Origin of the sequence: Hyalangium versicolor (assembly GCF_020103695.1) — a bacterium.
GTDB classification, from domain to species: domain Bacteria; phylum Myxococcota; class Myxococcia; order Myxococcales; family Myxococcaceae; genus Hyalangium; species Hyalangium versicolor.
The window spans coordinates 1-15,741 of the sequence record NZ_JAHXBF010000030.1; the positions used below are offsets into that span (position 1 = coordinate 1).

General features: G+C 67.4%; 11 protein-coding genes and 1 pseudogene. 5 read left to right on the forward strand and 7 right to left on the reverse strand.

Translation table 11 applies throughout. The annotated features are described in order from the left end of the window. Positions 1 to 632: 632 nt before the first annotated feature. Positions 633 to 2,420 (reverse strand): phosphoenolpyruvate carboxykinase (GTP), encoded by a 1,788-nt coding sequence (locus tag KY501_RS43155; protein ID WP_224370139.1) that lies wholly within the window; start codon positions 2,418 to 2,420, stop codon positions 633 to 635. Positions 2,421 to 2,679: 259 nt separating this feature from the next. Between KY501_RS43155 and KY501_RS43160 the strand changes: the two genes are divergently transcribed. Continuing rightward, a complete protein-coding gene (locus KY501_RS43160; protein ID WP_224370141.1) occupies positions 2,680 to 4,656 on the forward strand; it encodes an SLC13 family permease in 1,977 nt (658 codons plus the stop codon). Here KY501_RS43160 and KY501_RS43165 read toward each other — a convergent pair. Further along, a pseudogene (locus KY501_RS43165) lies at positions 4,651 to 5,718 on the reverse strand (AraC family transcriptional regulator); the annotation flags it as partial. The gene KY501_RS43160 and the pseudogene KY501_RS43165 sit on opposite strands and share 6 nt — an antisense overlap. Here KY501_RS43165 and KY501_RS43170 point away from each other — a divergent pair. Further along, positions 5,639 to 6,706, forward strand: coding sequence for an alkene reductase (locus KY501_RS43170; protein WP_224370143.1), 1,068 nt, complete (start codon positions 5,639 to 5,641; stop codon positions 6,704 to 6,706). The pseudogene KY501_RS43165 and the gene KY501_RS43170 overlap by 80 nt on opposite strands. 54 nt (positions 6,707 to 6,760) lie before the next feature. Here the strand turns inward: KY501_RS43170 and KY501_RS43175 are convergent, their stop codons facing one another. The 4 genes from KY501_RS43175 to KY501_RS43190 form a co-directional block, all read right to left on the reverse strand. Then, positions 6,761 to 7,231 (reverse strand): GvpU-like protein, encoded by a 471-nt coding sequence (locus tag KY501_RS43175; protein WP_224370145.1) that lies wholly within the window; start codon positions 7,229 to 7,231, stop codon positions 6,761 to 6,763. A gap of 80 nt (positions 7,232 to 7,311) precedes the next feature. Next, the gene (locus KY501_RS43180; protein WP_224370147.1) at positions 7,312 to 7,932 is read right to left on the reverse strand and encodes a MiaE family protein; all 621 of its coding nucleotides are present in this window, start codon (positions 7,930 to 7,932) and stop codon (positions 7,312 to 7,314) included. Positions 7,933 to 7,945: 13 nt separating this feature from the next. Next, entirely contained in the window at positions 7,946 to 8,788 is an 843-nt protein-coding gene (locus KY501_RS43185) for a GNAT family N-acetyltransferase (protein WP_224370149.1), read from the reverse strand. Between the two features lie 75 nt (positions 8,789 to 8,863). After that, positions 8,864 to 9,433: an AgmX/PglI C-terminal domain-containing protein gene (locus KY501_RS43190; RefSeq protein WP_224370151.1), complete on the reverse strand. Its 570-nt coding sequence runs from the start codon at positions 9,431 to 9,433 to the stop codon at positions 8,864 to 8,866. An 85-nt stretch (positions 9,434 to 9,518) separates the two neighbouring features. On the opposite strand from KY501_RS43190, the gene KY501_RS43195 reads away from it, so the two are divergent. Next, entirely contained in the window at positions 9,519 to 10,697 is a 1,179-nt protein-coding gene (locus tag KY501_RS43195; RefSeq protein ID WP_224370153.1) for a DUF1501 domain-containing protein, read from the forward strand. On the opposite strand, the gene KY501_RS43200 is transcribed toward KY501_RS43195, so the two are convergent. Beyond that, a complete protein-coding gene (locus tag KY501_RS43200) occupies positions 10,689 to 12,350 on the reverse strand; it encodes an FAD-dependent oxidoreductase (RefSeq protein ID WP_224370155.1) in 1,662 nt (553 codons plus the stop codon). The genes KY501_RS43195 and KY501_RS43200 overlap by 9 nt on opposite strands. Before the next feature lie 159 nt (positions 12,351 to 12,509). Here KY501_RS43200 and KY501_RS43205 point away from each other — a divergent pair, with 159 nt between their 5' ends. Then, complete coding sequence (locus tag KY501_RS43205; RefSeq protein ID WP_224370157.1) at positions 12,510 to 13,787, forward strand: sensor histidine kinase; 1,278 nt, start codon at positions 12,510 to 12,512, stop codon at positions 13,785 to 13,787. Beyond that, positions 13,784 to 15,712 carry an ATP-binding response regulator gene (locus tag KY501_RS43210; protein WP_224370159.1) on the forward strand — a complete coding sequence of 643 codons (1,929 nt, stop codon included), beginning with the start codon at positions 13,784 to 13,786 and terminating at the stop codon, positions 15,710 to 15,712. The genes KY501_RS43205 and KY501_RS43210 overlap by 4 nt, the downstream gene beginning before the upstream one ends. Positions 15,713 to 15,741: the final 29 nt, after the last annotated feature.

Genomic DNA, 15,741 nt, shown 5'->3' on the forward strand with positions numbered 1-15,741 from the left:
CACCTGACACAGCAGCAAGCCAGAGAAGGGGCTGGCAGGCTGCCTGTGCCTGCCTTGTACTAGGTTGGCTGCTGGGGAAACACTACAGGTTGAGCCTGCTCACCCAAGGTCAACACCCTCTGAGACTCAAGACAGCCGAGAGGTCCAGGCCCCTGCCATGCATCTGATCTCGCTCCCCTTTCTCTGAGGGAGAGAGCGCCCTGACGGCGCTTTGGCGCACCAGCGCCTCCTGTGGCAGGGAAAGAGGGCGCTCCTTACAGTGCTCGCCGTCGGGCTCGCGGCCAGAGCCTCACGTCAGCCGGACTGGAGGGGCGACGGATTCGTCCGACAGTCGGACGAAAGTAGCCAGCTACGCCGAAATCGTCCGACAGTCGGACGGATTCAATCTGGCGGATTCGTCCGACAGTCGGACGAAAGTGGCTACGCCGAAATCGTCCGACAGTCGGACGGACGTAGTCCTCGCCCCATCGTCCGACGCTCTGAGAAACGTCGTCCGACTGCACAGACCGCCCAGTCGGACGGCCGTCCGACTGCACAGGCCGCTCTGTCGGACGACGAGCGTCTGGCTCATTTCGTCCGACAGTCGGACGGGTGTACCGCGGCCCGTCCGGGTTTTCGATAGATGGGGCCTATCAGCTCCCCAGCCGCGAGATGAGGAGCTTGCGCTGGAGCATCAGCGCCTCGGGCGCCTTGGTGCCGAGCTGCTCGAAGAACACCTCCTGGCTCTTGAGCTCGGCCTTCCACTCGTCCTCCTTGATGGAGGTGGCCTCGGCCATGGTGTCCGGCGAGATGTCCAGGCCCTTGGTGTTGATGTCCCCGTTGCGCGGCACCCAGCCCAGCAGCGTCTCCTGGGTGGGCACGCGGCCCTGGACGCGGTTCACGATCCACTCGAGCACGCGCATGTTGTCGCCGAAGCCCGGCCACACGAACTTGCCGTTCTTGTCCTGCCGGAACCAGTTCACCTGGAAGATCTTCGGCAGGTGCGTGATGGACTTCTGCATGTCCAGCCAGTGCTGGAGGTAGTCCCCCATGTGGTAGCCGCAGAAGGGCAGCATCGCCATCGGGTCGCGGCGCACCACGCCCACCTTGCCGGTGGCCGCCGCCGTCGTCTCGCTGCCCATCGTGGCGCCCAGGAACACGCCGTGCGTCCAGTTGAAGGCCTGGAGCACCAAAGGCACCGTGTTGGAGCGGCGCCCGCCGAAGATGATGGCGCTGATCGGCACGCCCTGCGGATCGTTCGCCTTGGAGCTGATCGCCGGGTTGTTCGTCATCGGCGCCGTGAAACGGCTGTTGGGGTGCGCCGCCTTCTCGCCGTTGCCCGGCTTCCACGGCTTGCCCTGCCAGTCGATGAGCTCGGAGGGCACCTCGCCGTCCTTGCCCTCCCACCACACGTCTCCGTCCGGCGTCAGCCCCACGTTGGTGAACAGGGTGTCCTTGGCGATGGTGGCCATCGCGTTGGGGTTGGTCTTGTTGTTGGTGCCGGGCACCACGCCGAAGTAGCCCGCCTCGGGGTTGATCGCGTACAGCCGCCCGTCCGGACCGGGACGCATCCAGGCGATGTCGTCGCCGACGGTCTCCACCTTCCAGCCCTTGTACTCGCCGGGCGGGATCATCATCGCGAAGTTCGTCTTGCCACAGGCGGACGGGAAGGCCGCGGCCACGTACGTGGTGACGCCCTCGGGGTTGGTGACGCCGAGGATGAGCATGTGCTCGGCCATCCAGCCTTCCTCACGGCCCAGGTAGCTGCCGATGCGCAGCGCCAGGCACTTCTTGCCCAGCAGCACGTTGCCGCCGTAGCCCGAGCCGAAGCTCCAGATGGTGTTGTCGTGCGGGAAGTGGCAGATGTAGCGGCGGTCCGGGTTCACGTCGCCCGTGCTGTGCAGGCCGCGGTTGAAGTCCTCCGACTCGCCCAGCATGTCCAGGGCCGGCTTGCCCATGCGCGTCATGATCCGCATGTTCAGCGCCACGTAGATGCTGTCGGTGAGCTCCACGCCAATCTTCGCGTAGGGGCTGCCCAGCGGGCCCATGACGTAGGGCACCACGTACATCGTGCGGCCCTTCATGCAGCCGTCGAAGAGCTGGCCCAGCTTGGTGTACGCCTCCTCGGGATCCATCCAGTTGTTGGTGGGCCCGGCGTCCGTCTTGTTGGGCGTGCAGATGAAGGTGAGGTGCTCCACGCGCGCCACGTCATTCGGGTTGGAGCGGTGCAGGTAGCACCCAGGTCGCTTCTCCTGGTTGAGGGGAATGAGGATGCCCTCCTTCACCGCCTGCTCCGTCAGGCGCTTCTTCTCCTCCTCGGAGCCATCACACCAGACGATGCGGTCCGGCTGCGTCATCCGCGCGCACCGGTTCACCCACTGCAGCAGGGTCTGATTCTTCGTCGGCGCGTTGCCCACGGACGCCATTTGCGTCGAAGCCATGGAAGTTTCCTCTCGTTGTCTCAAGTGAATTCCCCCCCAATAAGGGTCCGTTGCCGAGTCATCGGACGGCAGCAACGAGGCAAGGGACAAAACTTCAGGGAGCCACCCCCTAAAAGCAACACCCGTCCGGCAGAGAACCTGCCGAGTGAACAGGGCCCTCTAATTTCACTTATCAGCGAGGGCGCTTTCATTAGTTGACGATGCACCGCGTCGAGGGCTCGCCGGGAGACACACCCGAGCCCACGTTGCTGGCGGACCTATGTCTATCGCCATTGTCCTCGGCATCGTCGTCATCGCGTTGGTGCTGTTCTCGCTGGATACGATCCCCATCGAGGTGAGCTCGCTGACCGTGGTGTGTCTTCTGGCCATCACCCGGGTGCTCACGCCGCAGCAGGCCTTCGAGGGGTTCAGCAATGACACCGTCATCTTCATCTTCACCCTGCTGGCGATGACGCAGGGGCTCGCCTCCACGGGCGTGGTGCAGCTGATTGGCCAGCGGCTCGCCTTCTTCGCGCGCTACGGGCACCAGGTGTTCGTGCTGGCGATGATGGGCGCGGTGGCGGCGTTCTCCTCCGTCATCTCCAACACGGTGACGACGGCGGCCTTCCTGCCGGTGGCCATCGGTGCGGCGCACCGCGCCAAGGTGCCCAAGAGCAAGGTGCTGTTGCCCCTGGCGTACGCATCCATGCTGGGCGGCATGGTGTTCCTGTACGGCACCTCCACCAACCTCGTGGCCTCGGCGGCCATGGAGAAGATGGGGATGAAGGGCATCGGCGTGACGGAATTGGCGCCGGTGGGCCTGCCGGTGGTGGTGCTGGGTATGCTGGTGGTGGTGCTGTTGGGTCCACTCCTACTACCCGCAAGGGTAGGTCAGGGCGGGGTGAGCGAGTGGACGCTGCGCGACTACCTCACGGAGGCGGTATTGCCCCCGGGCTCGCAGTACCTGGGCAAGGAGCTGGGGGAGATCACCGAGGGTTTGGGGCTGCGCGTCATTGGCCTCATCCGGGACGGGCAGTCCCTTCCGGCGGTGCCCACGTACCGGCTGGTGGGGGACGAGCGCATCATCATCGAGGGCAAGCGCGAGGACATCCTCCGGGTGAAGGATCTGAAGGGCATCGATCTGCGCCCGGACGTGAAGCTGGGGGACGGAGAGCTGGGCTCGAAGGATGCGCTGTTGGTCGAGGCGAGCGTGCCACCGGGCAGCCCGTTGCTGGGGCGCAGCTTGAAGGAGGTCCTCTTCGGGGAGCGCTACGGATTGGTGGCGCTGGCGCTGCACCGCAAGCCGGCCATCCAGCGACTCACCAAGCTGCAGATGCTGGGGCGCACCTTCGGTGAGCAGTCGCTGTCGGCCATGCCGTTGTCGGTGGGCGATGTGCTGCTGCTGCGTGGGCCGCGGGCGCGCGTGGCCGAGCTGGCGGACGGCGCCACGCTGCTCGTGCTCAGCGATGTGGAGTACCAGCCGCCGAGGTACGGCAAGGCGCTGCTCGCGGTGTGCCTGTTCCTGGGCGCGCTGGCGGCCGGGACGCTCAACGTGATGCCGATGGCGGTGGCGGGGCTGGCGGGGATGCTGGCGATGATCGTCACCGGCTGCGTGGATGCGCGGATCGCCTTCCGGGTGGATTGGCGGGTGGTGCTGCTGATCGGCTCGATGATGGCGCTGGGCGTGGCCATGGAGGTGAGCGGCGCGGGCAAGTTGCTGGGCGACCTGGCGGCGCAGCTGGGGGCCTATGGCGGGCCACGGACGGTGCTGGCGCTGTTGATGGTGCTGACCATCGTGCTGTCGGCACCCATGAGCAACCAGGCGGCGGCGTTGGTGGTGCTGCCGGTGGCCGTGAGCGCGGCGGCGAAGCTGGGCGTGGATGCGCGGCCGTTCGCCATCGGCGTCACGCTGGCGGCGAGCTGCTCGTTCATCACCCCGCTGGAGCCCAGCTGTGTGCTCGTCTACGGCCCGGGGCACTACCGCTTCACCGACTTCTTCCGGCTGGGCACGCCGCTGACGGCGGTGCTGCTGGCCTTCCTGGTGTTCGCGGTGCCGGTGGTATGGCCCTTCCAGATGCAGGGGCGGCAGGCTCCGGGCTCCCGGGCTCCGGTGAGCCTGAATTCGTCGGGCTCAGCGCGCGGCGAGGGCGGGAGCGAGCTGCTCGGGGACCGGTCCGTCCGTCCCCTGGGCGCGGCGGGTTCGCCGGTACGCTCCCGGAGCGATTCCCTCCCAGCGCTTGAAGGCCCGGTTGAATGAGGCCTCGTTCTGATAGCCCACGTGCTCCGCGATCTCGGTCAGTGACAGATCCGTCTCGCGCAGGAACTGGGCAGCCTTCGTCATCCGCCATCGCGCCAGGTACTCCAGCGGTGGCTCCCCGACGAGCGCGCTGAAGCGGGCCGCGAACCCGGACCGTGACAGCGCCACGGATGCCGCGAGGCTCTCCACCGTCCACGGCTCCGCGAGCCGCTCGTGGATGAGCGAGAGCGCCCTGCCAATCGGGGGATCGGCCAGCGCGCGCAAGCCGTGCTCCTGGCAGTCACGCCCCGCGATGTGCGAGCGGAGTGCCTGCACGAGCAGCACCTCCGCGAGTCGGTTCACCACGACCGTGGTTCCCGGCGCGCGAGCGGCGCTCTCCGAGATGAACAACTGCACCGTCGACGCCAACAATGGCGTGGCCGAGGCCTCATCCGCGGCGACGTGGATGACGGGGGGCAGGCTCTCGAAGAGCAGGATGCGGTGGGCGCCACCGAACTGGAAGGCCCCCATGACGAGGGTGGTCCGGGCGCCGTTCCCTCCGAGCCGGACGGGCTCGATGGTGCGGGCTCGCGGACACTTCGTCCCGTGGATGGCGTGGAGCGGACTGTCCTCGGCATCCCTCAGCGCGTGAGCTCCCCCGTGTGGCAGGAGGACGAGGTCGCCCGCGGAGAGGATGACGGGGGCTCCTCCTGGCTTCATCACCAACTGGGCTCCGCCCCGCGCGGCGACGATGACGTGCGCATCACCGCTGTCTGGCAGCTGGAGTCCCCATGGCGCGTTCAGCTCGAAGCGGCCATACATGAGGGTCGCCAGGCGCATCGTGTCCAGCACGTCCCCGAGGACGTCCGTTGCCTGCTCGTCCCCCTGCTTTGGACGGTCGGTCAATTCTTTTGGAGGAATCGCCATGGCACGTCCATATCGTGCCGGACATTTCTTGGCCACTCGCGGTGACGCGGACTGCCTGTCCGCCCAGGAGAAAGCCATGAAAGCATACCCGAGCCTCTTCAAGCCCTTGCGTCTCGGAAGCCTCGAACTGCAGAACCGGATGGTGATGGCGCCCATGACGCGCAGCCGCGCGCTGGAGGGCAATGTCCCCAATCCGCTCGCCGTCACCTATTACGTCCAGCGGGCCTCGGCCGGGCTGCTCATCACCGAGGCAACCCAGGTGAGCTCCCAGGGTGTCGGCTACATCCGCACTCCGGGGATCCACTCGCCCGAGCAGGTCGCCGGTTGGAAGAAGATCGTCGACGCGGTCCACGAGGCGGGTGGGAAGATCTTCGCCCAATTGTGGCACGTGGGGCGCATGTCACATCCCGACTTCCATGATGGTGTGCTGCCCGTGGCTCCTTCGGCGCTCCAGCCGGACGGCGAGGTGTTCACCACGCGCGGGAGGACCCGGCTGGTGACGCCGCGTGCGCTCGAGCTCTACGAGTTGCCGGGCATCGTCGAGCAGTTCCGGCATGGCGCCGCGAGCGCGAAGGCGGCGGGCTTCGATGGCGTCGAACTGCACGGCGCCAACGGCTACCTGCTCGATCAGTTCCTGCGGGACGGCTCCAACCAGCGCACGGACGCGTACGGTGGCAGCATCCAGAACCGCGCGCGCCTGCCGCTCGAGGTGGCCGAGGCGGTCATCCAGGTCTGGGGTGCGGAGCGGGTGGGGTACAGGCTCTCCCCGACCTTCAACATGTACTCGATGTCGGACAGCAACCCGGTCGAGACCTTCTCGTACATCTCGGAGCAGCTCAGCCAGCTCCGGCTGGGCTACCTGCACGTGACGGAGCAGGTGGGCGGTCAGGGGGCGCGCATCACGCCGCTGCTGCGCGAGAAGTTCCGCGGCGCCCTGATCGTGAATGGGGGCTACGGCGCCGAGACGGGCAACGAGGCGATTGCGCGGGGCGAAGCGGATCTCGTGGCGTACGGCGTGCCGTTCCTCGCCAACCCTGATCTGCCCCAGCGGTACCAGAGCGGCAGTCCACTCAACACGGCGGACCGCGCGACCTTCTTCGCGGGAGAAGAGAAGGGGTACATCGACTACCCGGCGCTGCGGTGAGCCCCAGGCCTCGAGCCTGGGCTCTGGGGCTCCCGGCCGCGCCGGACGGGAATCCTAGGGCTGGGCCGACAGGCCACCGATGGTCACGCCATCGACGGCGCTGATGCGGCCGCGCCACAGGACGCCCTCCTGGTTGGAGGGGATGGGCTGCTGGCCCGGGACGTAGAACTTGGCGTCCTTCAGGTGGACGAAGTTCGGATCATACTGAGCGTTCTCGCCCTTGTTGCTGGCCTCGAGCGCCGTCTTGATGGCGTCGCGGAAGCGGTCGGTGATCTTCCCCAGGGCAGGAGCCGGGGCCGGGGCCTTGGCCATCTGCTGCCCGAGCTGGTCGAAGTACCACTGCGCGCTGATGAGCTGTCCGGCGACCAGGATGCCGCCCGTGCTCAGGATGACGTGCACTCCCAGCTGGGAAGCGGGGTACATCTGCTCGAGCATGTTGGAGAGCGTCTGAAGGAACTTGTCCTGGGTGCTGCCGCGCTGCCACGCGCGGTGGAGATCTTCTTCGGTCGGTACGTTGGGGGCCATGGACTCTCTCGCTGAGGGGTGAGTGAGGGCTCGAACGATACCGACGTGCCGTGGGGCACGCTAGAACTCTCCCTGATCAATCAGTGGATCGCCGCGCGCAGGCCGATGGAGGCGATGATCTCCGCCTCGCGAGCCAGCAGCGTCTCCAGCCGGTCCTTCACCGCCGCCTCGTCTCCGCCTGCCGTCACGGCCAGCCGGTAGAACAGGGACTGGTGTCCATCTTCGGACTGAGCCAGTTCGCCGTAGAAGCGGCGCAGGGCCGGATCTTCCAGGCCCTCTGCGAGCAGGGACAGCCGCTCACACGAGCGCGCCTCGATGATGCCGGCCACCAGCAGCCGGTCCACCTTGCGCTCCGCGGAGGGTGTGCGGATGAGCTTCTGCAGCCCCTGGGCGTACGGATCCCCCGAGTCCTTGCCGAGCACCAGTCCGCGCGCGGCCATCAGGTCCAGCACGCGGGCCAGGTGGGCGCTCTCCTCGCGGGCCAGCCGAGCCATCTGCGCCGGCAGGCCGGGGAGATCCGGGTACACCTGCAGCATGGACAGCGCATTGGCCGCTGCCTTCTTCTCGCAGTGCGCATGATCGATGAGCACCTCGTCGAAGCGCTCGAGCGCCAGCGGCAGCCAGCGGGGATCCGTGGCGGAATGAAGGATGACGGGGCCCTCTCCGGAGAGGGGGCGGCGGTTGGGGGTGGGGCGAGACATGACGGCGCGGAGCCTATTCCAGCAGCACGAGCCGCTGCACGCGGCCTGCCAGGAAGCCCACCTTGCGCGCGATGCGGGCCAGGCTCTCGTCCTTCTCATCCACGCGGAGTACCAGCCTCGGCAGCGAGGACAGCAGGTGCCGGCAGATCTGCCCCAGGCACAGCGTGGCGTGGCCCTTCTTGCGCTCCTCGGGCAGGGTGTACAGGCCCTCCAACTCCGCGCCGTGCTGCGAGCGGCTGCCGATGTCCACCTTGAACACCAGCGTCCCGTTCTCCTCCAGCACGTAGGTGCGGCGGCCTCGCACGCGTTGCATGACGCGCGCCTCGTACCCGTCTGGATCCTCCGAGAGCGGATCCCGCTCGAGCCCTTCGCGCACGGCCCCCAGTGCCAGGGTCATGAGCCGAGGCAGATCCTCCTCCTTGGCCAGCCGCAGCGTGGGGTTGGTGAAGGGGCCCAGATCGTCGGCGGACACGGCGAACAGGCGCTGCACCCGGGACAGCCGGGGCTTGGCGTTCTGGCCCAGGAGGCGCACCAGTGCGTCCACGGCGGGCTTCTCGCCCAGCGAGGCCTGGAGCTTGACGGTGCTGCCCAGGGTCTCGGCGATGTCGGTGATGGCGGAGGGATCGTTCGCCGAGGGCACCACCAGGCCTCCGTCACCGCCCACGAAGAGGGCGGCGGTCAGGGTGGCGCCGTCGAAGCGGCCGTGGAAGGCGAAGCGGGCCCGGCCCGCGCGCGGGACGATGCCGAACTCCTCGAAGAGCCCGAGCAGGTAGATGTTGTGCTTCGAGTCCTTCGCCAGGAACGACCGCAGGGCGTCCGTGTGCTGGGGTCCGAGCTGTTCAATCGTGGCGGGCATGCGGGGCGAATCAGGCGTGCCTGAGGAGGTCGAGCATGCAGAGAAGGACGAAGCGCACCTTACGCAAAGGGGGGCTCAACGGCCAGCATCCGAGCCGGGCTCGAAGCGGAAAGGGTAGGTGATGGTGACGCTGCCCCCTTCTCGCGGGGCTGGAAAGCGGACATCCAGCAGGGAATCCAGGAAGCAGGCCAGGGCAAATGGGTCCTGGATGGAGGTGTCCACCACCTCGCCGTCCTTGAAGTGGCCTGTGAGCCCCTGGCCCTCGATGGTGAAGCGCAGGGTCACCGATTGGGGGCCGGAGTAGCGCTCGGCGACGTCCTGGAAGCATTGGCGGATCAACGGCACGACGGTCTGGATGGCTCGGCGCACGTCCTCCTTGTCGACCGTGCCGGTGGAGGCCTCCTGCCGGGGTTCGGCCTCGGGGATGGTGATGGGTGGGGGCGGAGGGGCGCGGGAAGGGAGCGTCGAGCCCTCGCCAAAGGTCCGGGAGGGGGGAACTGGGGGGGGGCGAGGCGCCTGGGTGGGAGGTGTCGCCTGAGGCGAAGGGGACTCAGCGGGCTTCTCCGGGCGTGAGCTCCAGAGCACCCACGCACACAGTGCCAGGAAAGGAACGAGCACCCAGAGGAGGACAGAGCGGCCCGACATGCCATTCACCATGCCCCTGGCGGGTTACCGCCTCGGGAGCGAAACCCGGTATCCTTCGAGTGCGGGACCGAAGCGGGAGGGGAACATGAGCCGATTCACGCGACGCTCCCTGCTGGGGGCCGCGGTGGCTGGGACTGCCGGGACGTTGCTGTCTGGGCAAGGCTCGGTCTCAGAGGGGCTCCTGGGGTCCTCACCGCGCCAGTATGTCGTGAACATCTTCCTCTGGGGTGGGCTCGATGGCGTGCTGACGGTCGATCCCAAGGACGCCACGGCGTCGGGGCATCGCATCCAGCCTGGCTACCGCCCCGACGAGCGCAGGCAGGGCTCGCATCGCCTGTTCGGTCCGCTCATGGGAGCGCTGAGCCGGCACGATGCCGAGCTGTGTCTCGTGCACGGCGTGCGGACCGAAACGCTGGCCCATCCCCTGGGGGAGCGCTTCGTCCGGCGGGGCCGGGTGAAGGCCTCCGCCCGTGCTCCCTGGCTGGGGGAGCTGCTGGGGGCCTCGCTTCCCGGAGATGCGCCCATGGCTCACCTGGCGCTCGGGGCGTCTCCCGAGGACTTTGGATCCGAGGACACGCCTGAGTCCGCCATTGTGTCCACCGAGCTAGCCCAGGTGCTGCTCGATCCGAGAGTGCGCGCGGAGCGGCTCGGGTCCTGGCTCCGATCGCGTCGGCATCTGCAAGACGATGCGCTCGGGCGGCTGGTGTCCACGGCGGAGCACTCGCCGAGGTTCCAGGATCCGGTGCTGGGGCCTCAGCTTCAGCTCGCGCTCCATGCGCTCCAGGGCAACTTTGCCAAGGCTGTCACCGTTTCGACTCCCACGCTGTATCTGGATGCACACCAGGAACACCTGGAGATTCAGCGGCGGCGGCTCGTTCCCGCGCTCGATGACATCGCACGGTTCATGGATGCCCTGAAGTCGGTGCACACCGCGCGGGGCTCGTTGTTCGAGCAGACCACGATGGTCATTGGCAGTGAGTTTGGACGGGCGCCCACGTATGACGGCTCGAGTGGGAAGGATCACTGGCCCGAGAGCAGCTGGGTGCTCGCCGGGAAGGGGATTCGGGGAGGGGCCACCGTGGGAGAGACTGATAGAGAGCTCCGAGGCCTGGCGATCGACTATCGCACGGGCCGTCCGGGAGGGGACCAGCGCCGGCTGGTGCTGATCGATGCGCTCTCGGCGACGCTGCTCCACGTGGCCAACCCGGGCTCCATGAGTCACGGGTTCCGCTCGGAGGACGTCCTCCAGTGTGCCCTAGTCTGACAGCGTGGGACTGGTGGCCGCGTTGCGCCCGGCAATGAAGCCGAACGTGAGCGCCGGCCCGATCGTGCCTCCGGCACCCCAGTAACCCTGGCCCGTGGGAGACGCGATGCAGTTGCCGGCGCCGAACAGCCCGGGGATGGACGTGCCATCGGGGCGGAGCACCCTCGCATCCGTGCCAATGACTGGCCCACCCGATGTGTCCAGCGTCGCGGCGCCGAGGATCGCGCAGTAATACGGCCCGCTCAGTGTCAGCGGGTACATCGTCCGGTTGCCGGTGGTGCTGCGCGACGGCCCCTGCCAGGCCTGCTCCATCGGAGTCTCCCCACGGTGGAAGTCGAGATCCACTCCAGTGGAAGCGAATGTGTTGAATCGCTCGATGGTGGCGCGCAGCGTGGGGACGAAGTCCGGCGACAGGTGCACGAACGGGACGATGGCGCTGCTCAAGAAGCTCGCTCCACGCATGGCGTCCAGGTGCTCGCGGATGCGCTGCGCGAGCTGCTCGAGCGTCCCGGCCTGGAACACGAGCGGAGACGTCTGCCCTGGGAACGGGACGATGCCCCGCCAGGGCCACGGGGTGGGCTCGTTGGCCGTCCATTGGTCCCAGATCATGAACTGCACCAGGTTCGGGAACTCCGTCTGGCGCCAGTCGAAGTGGCTCTGCGTGCGCACGTGGTACGGCGACTTCTCGTTCACCACCCGGCGGCCGTACTTGTTCACCAGGAGAGTGCTGTCCCCATACGGAAAGAACACGTGCGCGTCCGGCCGGACGACGAACCCCTCGTGCGCCGCCGCGTCCTCGAGGGCGGCCTGGTAGTAGAAGCCGTTGGCCAGGTTGCCCAGCTCGGCGCCCACGTGCGCGCCGATGTCCACGAAAGCCCCGTTGCTCGTGGTGACGCTGCAGCTGCCAAAGAGGGGGCCGCGCGAGTAGGATCGCAGCTTGTCCCGATCATGCGCGAAGCCTCCCGTGGCGAAGATCACCCCTCGCTTGCCGCGGATGAACCGCGTGGAGCCGTTGTTCTCCACCTCCACGCCGATCACCTCGCCTCGCCCGTTCCGCACCACATCCGTTACCCGGTGCTTCAGGAGGATGGGCACGCCTCGGTTGCGCAGGTGCGCCAGCAGGCCTTCGGAGAGATAGAGGCCCGGGAACTCGGTGGAGCCCGGGGGGGACTTCGCCGTCAGCACGCGCCCATAGGGCGCATGGTTCTCGGGCAGCTCCGCGAAGTAGTCCGGATCCGTCACCGGATTGGGCGAGTAGCCGTAGTTGGGCAGGATGATGGGATCCAGCGCGCCCAGCTGCCTCAGCCGATCGATCGCGGGCGAAGCATTGTCGTAGAACGCCGCGAGCAGTTCGTACTGGAGCTTGGGGAGCCCGAGCCGGGGCTGAGCCGGGTCATAGAGCATGGGATAGGACAACCGCGCCATCAGCTTGATGGCATCCGCGCGTGGGTCGGTGAAGCCATGCGCGCGCATGAGCGAGTTGTTGGGGATCCAGTAGGCGCCACCAGAGCGGCGTGTGGTGCCTCCCGCCGCGTCCGCTGCCTCGAGCATGACGACCGAGGCCCCTCGGTCCGCCGCAGCCGCCGCGGCCGCGCACGCCGCAGCCCCGGTTCCCACCACAACGACATCCGCCCGATGGTCCCATTGCGGCATGTGCCTGCCCCCTCGCATGCAGGATATGTTGATGCGCAGTGTACATGGCTTCGGGGGGACCGAGCCAACCGGCGGCCGCGCTTCACTTCGCGTCCGCACGTGTTCAAACCGCACGGTGTTACGTCTTCGAGGGGAGCCAGTCAGATGACTCAGGAGGCGATGAAGGATTCAACAGGGGGTGGGGCCGAGACGACCCCTGAGGAACTCATCCAGTTCATCACCCGGCTGGCGACGAACGAGCCCCATATCCGGTGCCGCGTGGGAGAGGGCTCGCTCGGAGGCGTGGCCCAGGCGCTCAATGAGCTGGCGGGTCTGCTCGAGACGCGCCGCCTCTCTTCGGTGGAGAAGTTTGGTATCGAGGCGCTCGTCGAGCAGTCGCAGAACATGATGATGACCGCCGACACCTCCGAGCGCATCCGCTTCATCAACTTCACCACCCCGGGTCTGACGTACGAGCAGGTGATCGGCCGGAGCGTCTACGACTTCATCCTCCCCGCCGACCACGAGCGGTGCCGGGCCATCTACCGCAAGGTGCTCGAGACGGGAGTACCCGACTCGTACGATATCCGTTCCTACACCGACGCCGGGCCTCAGTGGTACGTGGTGCGCGTGGGGCCCATTCGCGACGCGGGCCGCATCGTGGGCTTCACGATGATCACCACCGACGTCACCGGTCTCAAGACGGCCCAGCTCCAGTTGGAGCAGTCCAACCGCGAGCTGCAGCAGTCCAACCGCGAGCTGGAGAGCTTCGCCTCCGTGGCCTCGCATGACCTCCAGGAGCCCCTGCGGAAGATTCAGTCATTCGGCGAGCGGCTGAGGTCCTCGGCCACGGGCGCGCTGAGCCCCGAGGGGCTCGACTACCTGGAGCGCATGCAGAACGCCGCGACGCGCATGCGCAGGCTGATCGACGATCTGCTCGCCTTCGCTCGTGTCACCTCGAAGGCCCAGCCCTTCACCCGGGTGGAGCTGGCCTCCATCACGCGCGAGGTCCTGAGCGATCTCGAGGTGGCCATCGAGCAGTCGAAGGCCGTCGTTACCGTGGGCGAGCTGCCAGCGCTGGAGGCCGATCACACCCAGATGCGGCAGCTCCTGCAGAATCTGCTGAGCAACGCCCTCAAGTTCCGGCGGGAGGGAGAGCCACCGCGCATCTCCATCGAGGCCTCGCTGAACAAGGAGACCGGGCGCTGCTCGCTTCAGGTGCAGGACAACGGGATCGGCTTCGAGGAGAAGCACGCCGACAAGATCTTCAACCTCTTCCACCGGTTGCACGGGCGAGGCAAGTACGAGGGCACGGGGTTGGGGTTGGCCATCTGCCGCAAGATCGTCGAGCGCCACGGTGGCACCATCGTCGCTCGGAGCGCGCCCGGAAACGGCTCGACCTTCACCATCACCCTGCCCCTCGTACACTCGCAGGGGGGGCTTTCCTCCACCCTATGAGCCAGTCGCCCATTCGCGTTCTCCTCATCGAGGATGATGAGGACGATTATGTATTGGTGAGAGAAGCGCTGAACGGCGCTGGCCTCGAGAGGGTGGTGCTCGACTGGTGCGACGAGCCCGAGCGGGCCCTCGAACTCCTGGGCGAAGCGCGCCATGACGTGGCGTTGCTCGACTATCACCTGGGCTCGTGGACAGGGATCCAGCTGCTGCGAGAAGCGAGGAGCCGCGGCTGCCTCGTGCCCGTCATCTTGCTGACGGGTGCCGGCAACAGCGCGATCGATCACGACGCCCAGGAAGCTGGCGCCTCCGACTTCCTGGTGAAGTCACAGCTCTCCGCCGAGCTGCTGGAGCGGGCCATCCGATACACCCTCCAGCACGGGCGCATGATGGAGGCGGTGCGCCGCTCCCAGTCGAGCTTCCGGGAGCTCATCGAGCAGCTCCCGGACGCCATCACCGTGTGGCACCAGAAGACGCTCATCTACGCCAACGCCGCGCTCGTCGCGATGCTGGGCGGCAGCTCCGCGGACGAGTTCACGGGCAGGTCGGGGCTGGAGCTGGAGACCGTCATCCACCCGGAGGACCGGGAGATCCTCCTGCCCGTGATGAAGGAGAGGCTGTCGGGAGCGCGCTCGATGAGGGAGCTGCGCTTCGTGCGCCTCTCCGGTGGGGCCGTGCCCGTGGAGGTCGCCCACTTCCCCGTGACCTTCGACGGCAAGCCCTGCTCGATGTGGATCGCGCGCGACTTGACCGAGCGCCGGCAGATGCATGCCCGGCTCATGCTCTCGGACCGCATGGTCTCCCTGGGGACGCTGGCCGTGGGGATTGGCCACGAGCTCAACAACCCGCTCGCCTATGTGATGGCCAACCTCTCCCATCTGGAGAAGGACCTGCTCCCGGGACTCGGAGTGGACGTGGCTCAGCGGGAGGAGTTGCGCGCGCTGGTCTCCGAGACGCAGCAGGGCGTCCAGCGCATTCACGAGATCACCCAGCAGCTCAAGCTCTTCTCCCAGGTGGAGCGGGAGACGCGCAGCACGCGGGTGGATGTGCACCAGGTGCTCGAGAACTCGGTGCGCCTGGCTTCGAATGAGATTCGTCACCGCGCGCGGCTGGTTCGGGAGTACACGGACCCGCTGGTGGTGGAGGCGCAGGAGGCCCGGCTGGGACAGGTGTTCCTCAACCTGCTCGTCAACGCGGCCCACGCCATCCCCGAGGGAGCCGTGGAACGCCACGAGATCCGCGTCGTCACGCGGCGGAGGGAAGGGCTGGCCATCATTGAAATCCGTGACACGGGCCAGGGCATCCCCCAGGAACTCCACGAGCGCATCTTCGAGCCCTTCCTGTCGCTCCGGCCGGGAGGGACGACGGGGCTGGGCCTCTCCATTTGCCTGGGGATCGTCACGGGGTTCAACGGCCGGATGGAAGTGGAGAGCAAGCTGGGACAGGGGAGCGTCTTCCGCGTCATCCTCCCCGCCGTTGACACCCAGCCCGTCTCCGCGTCGTCTGTCGCGGCTCCTGCTCCGGTGGCCTTGCGCCGGGGCCGTGTCCTGAGCGTGGACGACGAGCCGTTGATCGGTGTGGCCATCGCCCGGGCCCTGAAGCAGGAGCACGACGTCACGGCGCTGACGAGTGGGCGGGAGGCACTGGCGCAGCTCATCCGAGGCGAGCGCTACGATCTCATCCTCTGCGACATCATGATGCCGGAGATGAGCGGCATGGAGCTGTACGAGGAGATCTCCCGCCTGGTACCGGAGCAGGCCGAGCGGATGGTGTTCCTCACGGGAGGCGCCTTCACGCCCATGGCGCGGGCCTTCCTGGGCCGGGTGAAGAACCGCTGCATGGAGAAGCCGTTCGCGCCGAGCGAGCTGCGGAAGCTCGTGAGGAGCTGGATCATCCCGGTGACCGGCGAGACGGCTAGCACCCCATAGAGAGGCAACTCGCGGAGGCGAGCCCTTGC

Bases quoted from the DNA above. Each gene is read 5' to 3' on its own strand.
- KY501_RS43180 (WP_224370147.1), bottom strand. From the start codon at position 7,932: ATGTCTCGCCCCACCCCCAACCGCCGCCCCCTCTCCGGAGAGGGCCCC.
- KY501_RS43155 (WP_224370139.1), bottom strand. From the start codon at position 2,420: ATGGCTTCGACGCAAATGGCGTCCGTGGGCAACGCGCCGACGAAGAAT.
- KY501_RS43210 (WP_224370159.1), top strand. From the start codon at position 13,784: ATGAGCCAGTCGCCCATTCGCGTTCTCCTCATCGAGGATGATGAGGAC.
- KY501_RS43195 (WP_224370153.1), top strand. From the start codon at position 9,519: ATGAGCCGATTCACGCGACGCTCCCTGCTGGGGGCCGCGGTGGCTGGG.
- KY501_RS43200 (WP_224370155.1), bottom strand. From the start codon at position 12,350: ATGCCGCAATGGGACCATCGGGCGGATGTCGTTGTGGTGGGAACCGGG.
- KY501_RS43160 (WP_224370141.1), top strand. From the start codon at position 2,680: ATGTCTATCGCCATTGTCCTCGGCATCGTCGTCATCGCGTTGGTGCTG.
- KY501_RS43205 (WP_224370157.1), top strand. From the start codon at position 12,510: ATGAAGGATTCAACAGGGGGTGGGGCCGAGACGACCCCTGAGGAACTC.
- KY501_RS43190 (WP_224370151.1), bottom strand. From the start codon at position 9,433: ATGTCGGGCCGCTCTGTCCTCCTCTGGGTGCTCGTTCCTTTCCTGGCA.
- KY501_RS43170 (WP_224370143.1), top strand. From the start codon at position 5,639: ATGAAAGCATACCCGAGCCTCTTCAAGCCCTTGCGTCTCGGAAGCCTC.
- KY501_RS43175 (WP_224370145.1), bottom strand. From the start codon at position 7,231: ATGGCCCCCAACGTACCGACCGAAGAAGATCTCCACCGCGCGTGGCAG.
- KY501_RS43185 (WP_224370149.1), bottom strand. From the start codon at position 8,788: ATGCCCGCCACGATTGAACAGCTCGGACCCCAGCACACGGACGCCCTG.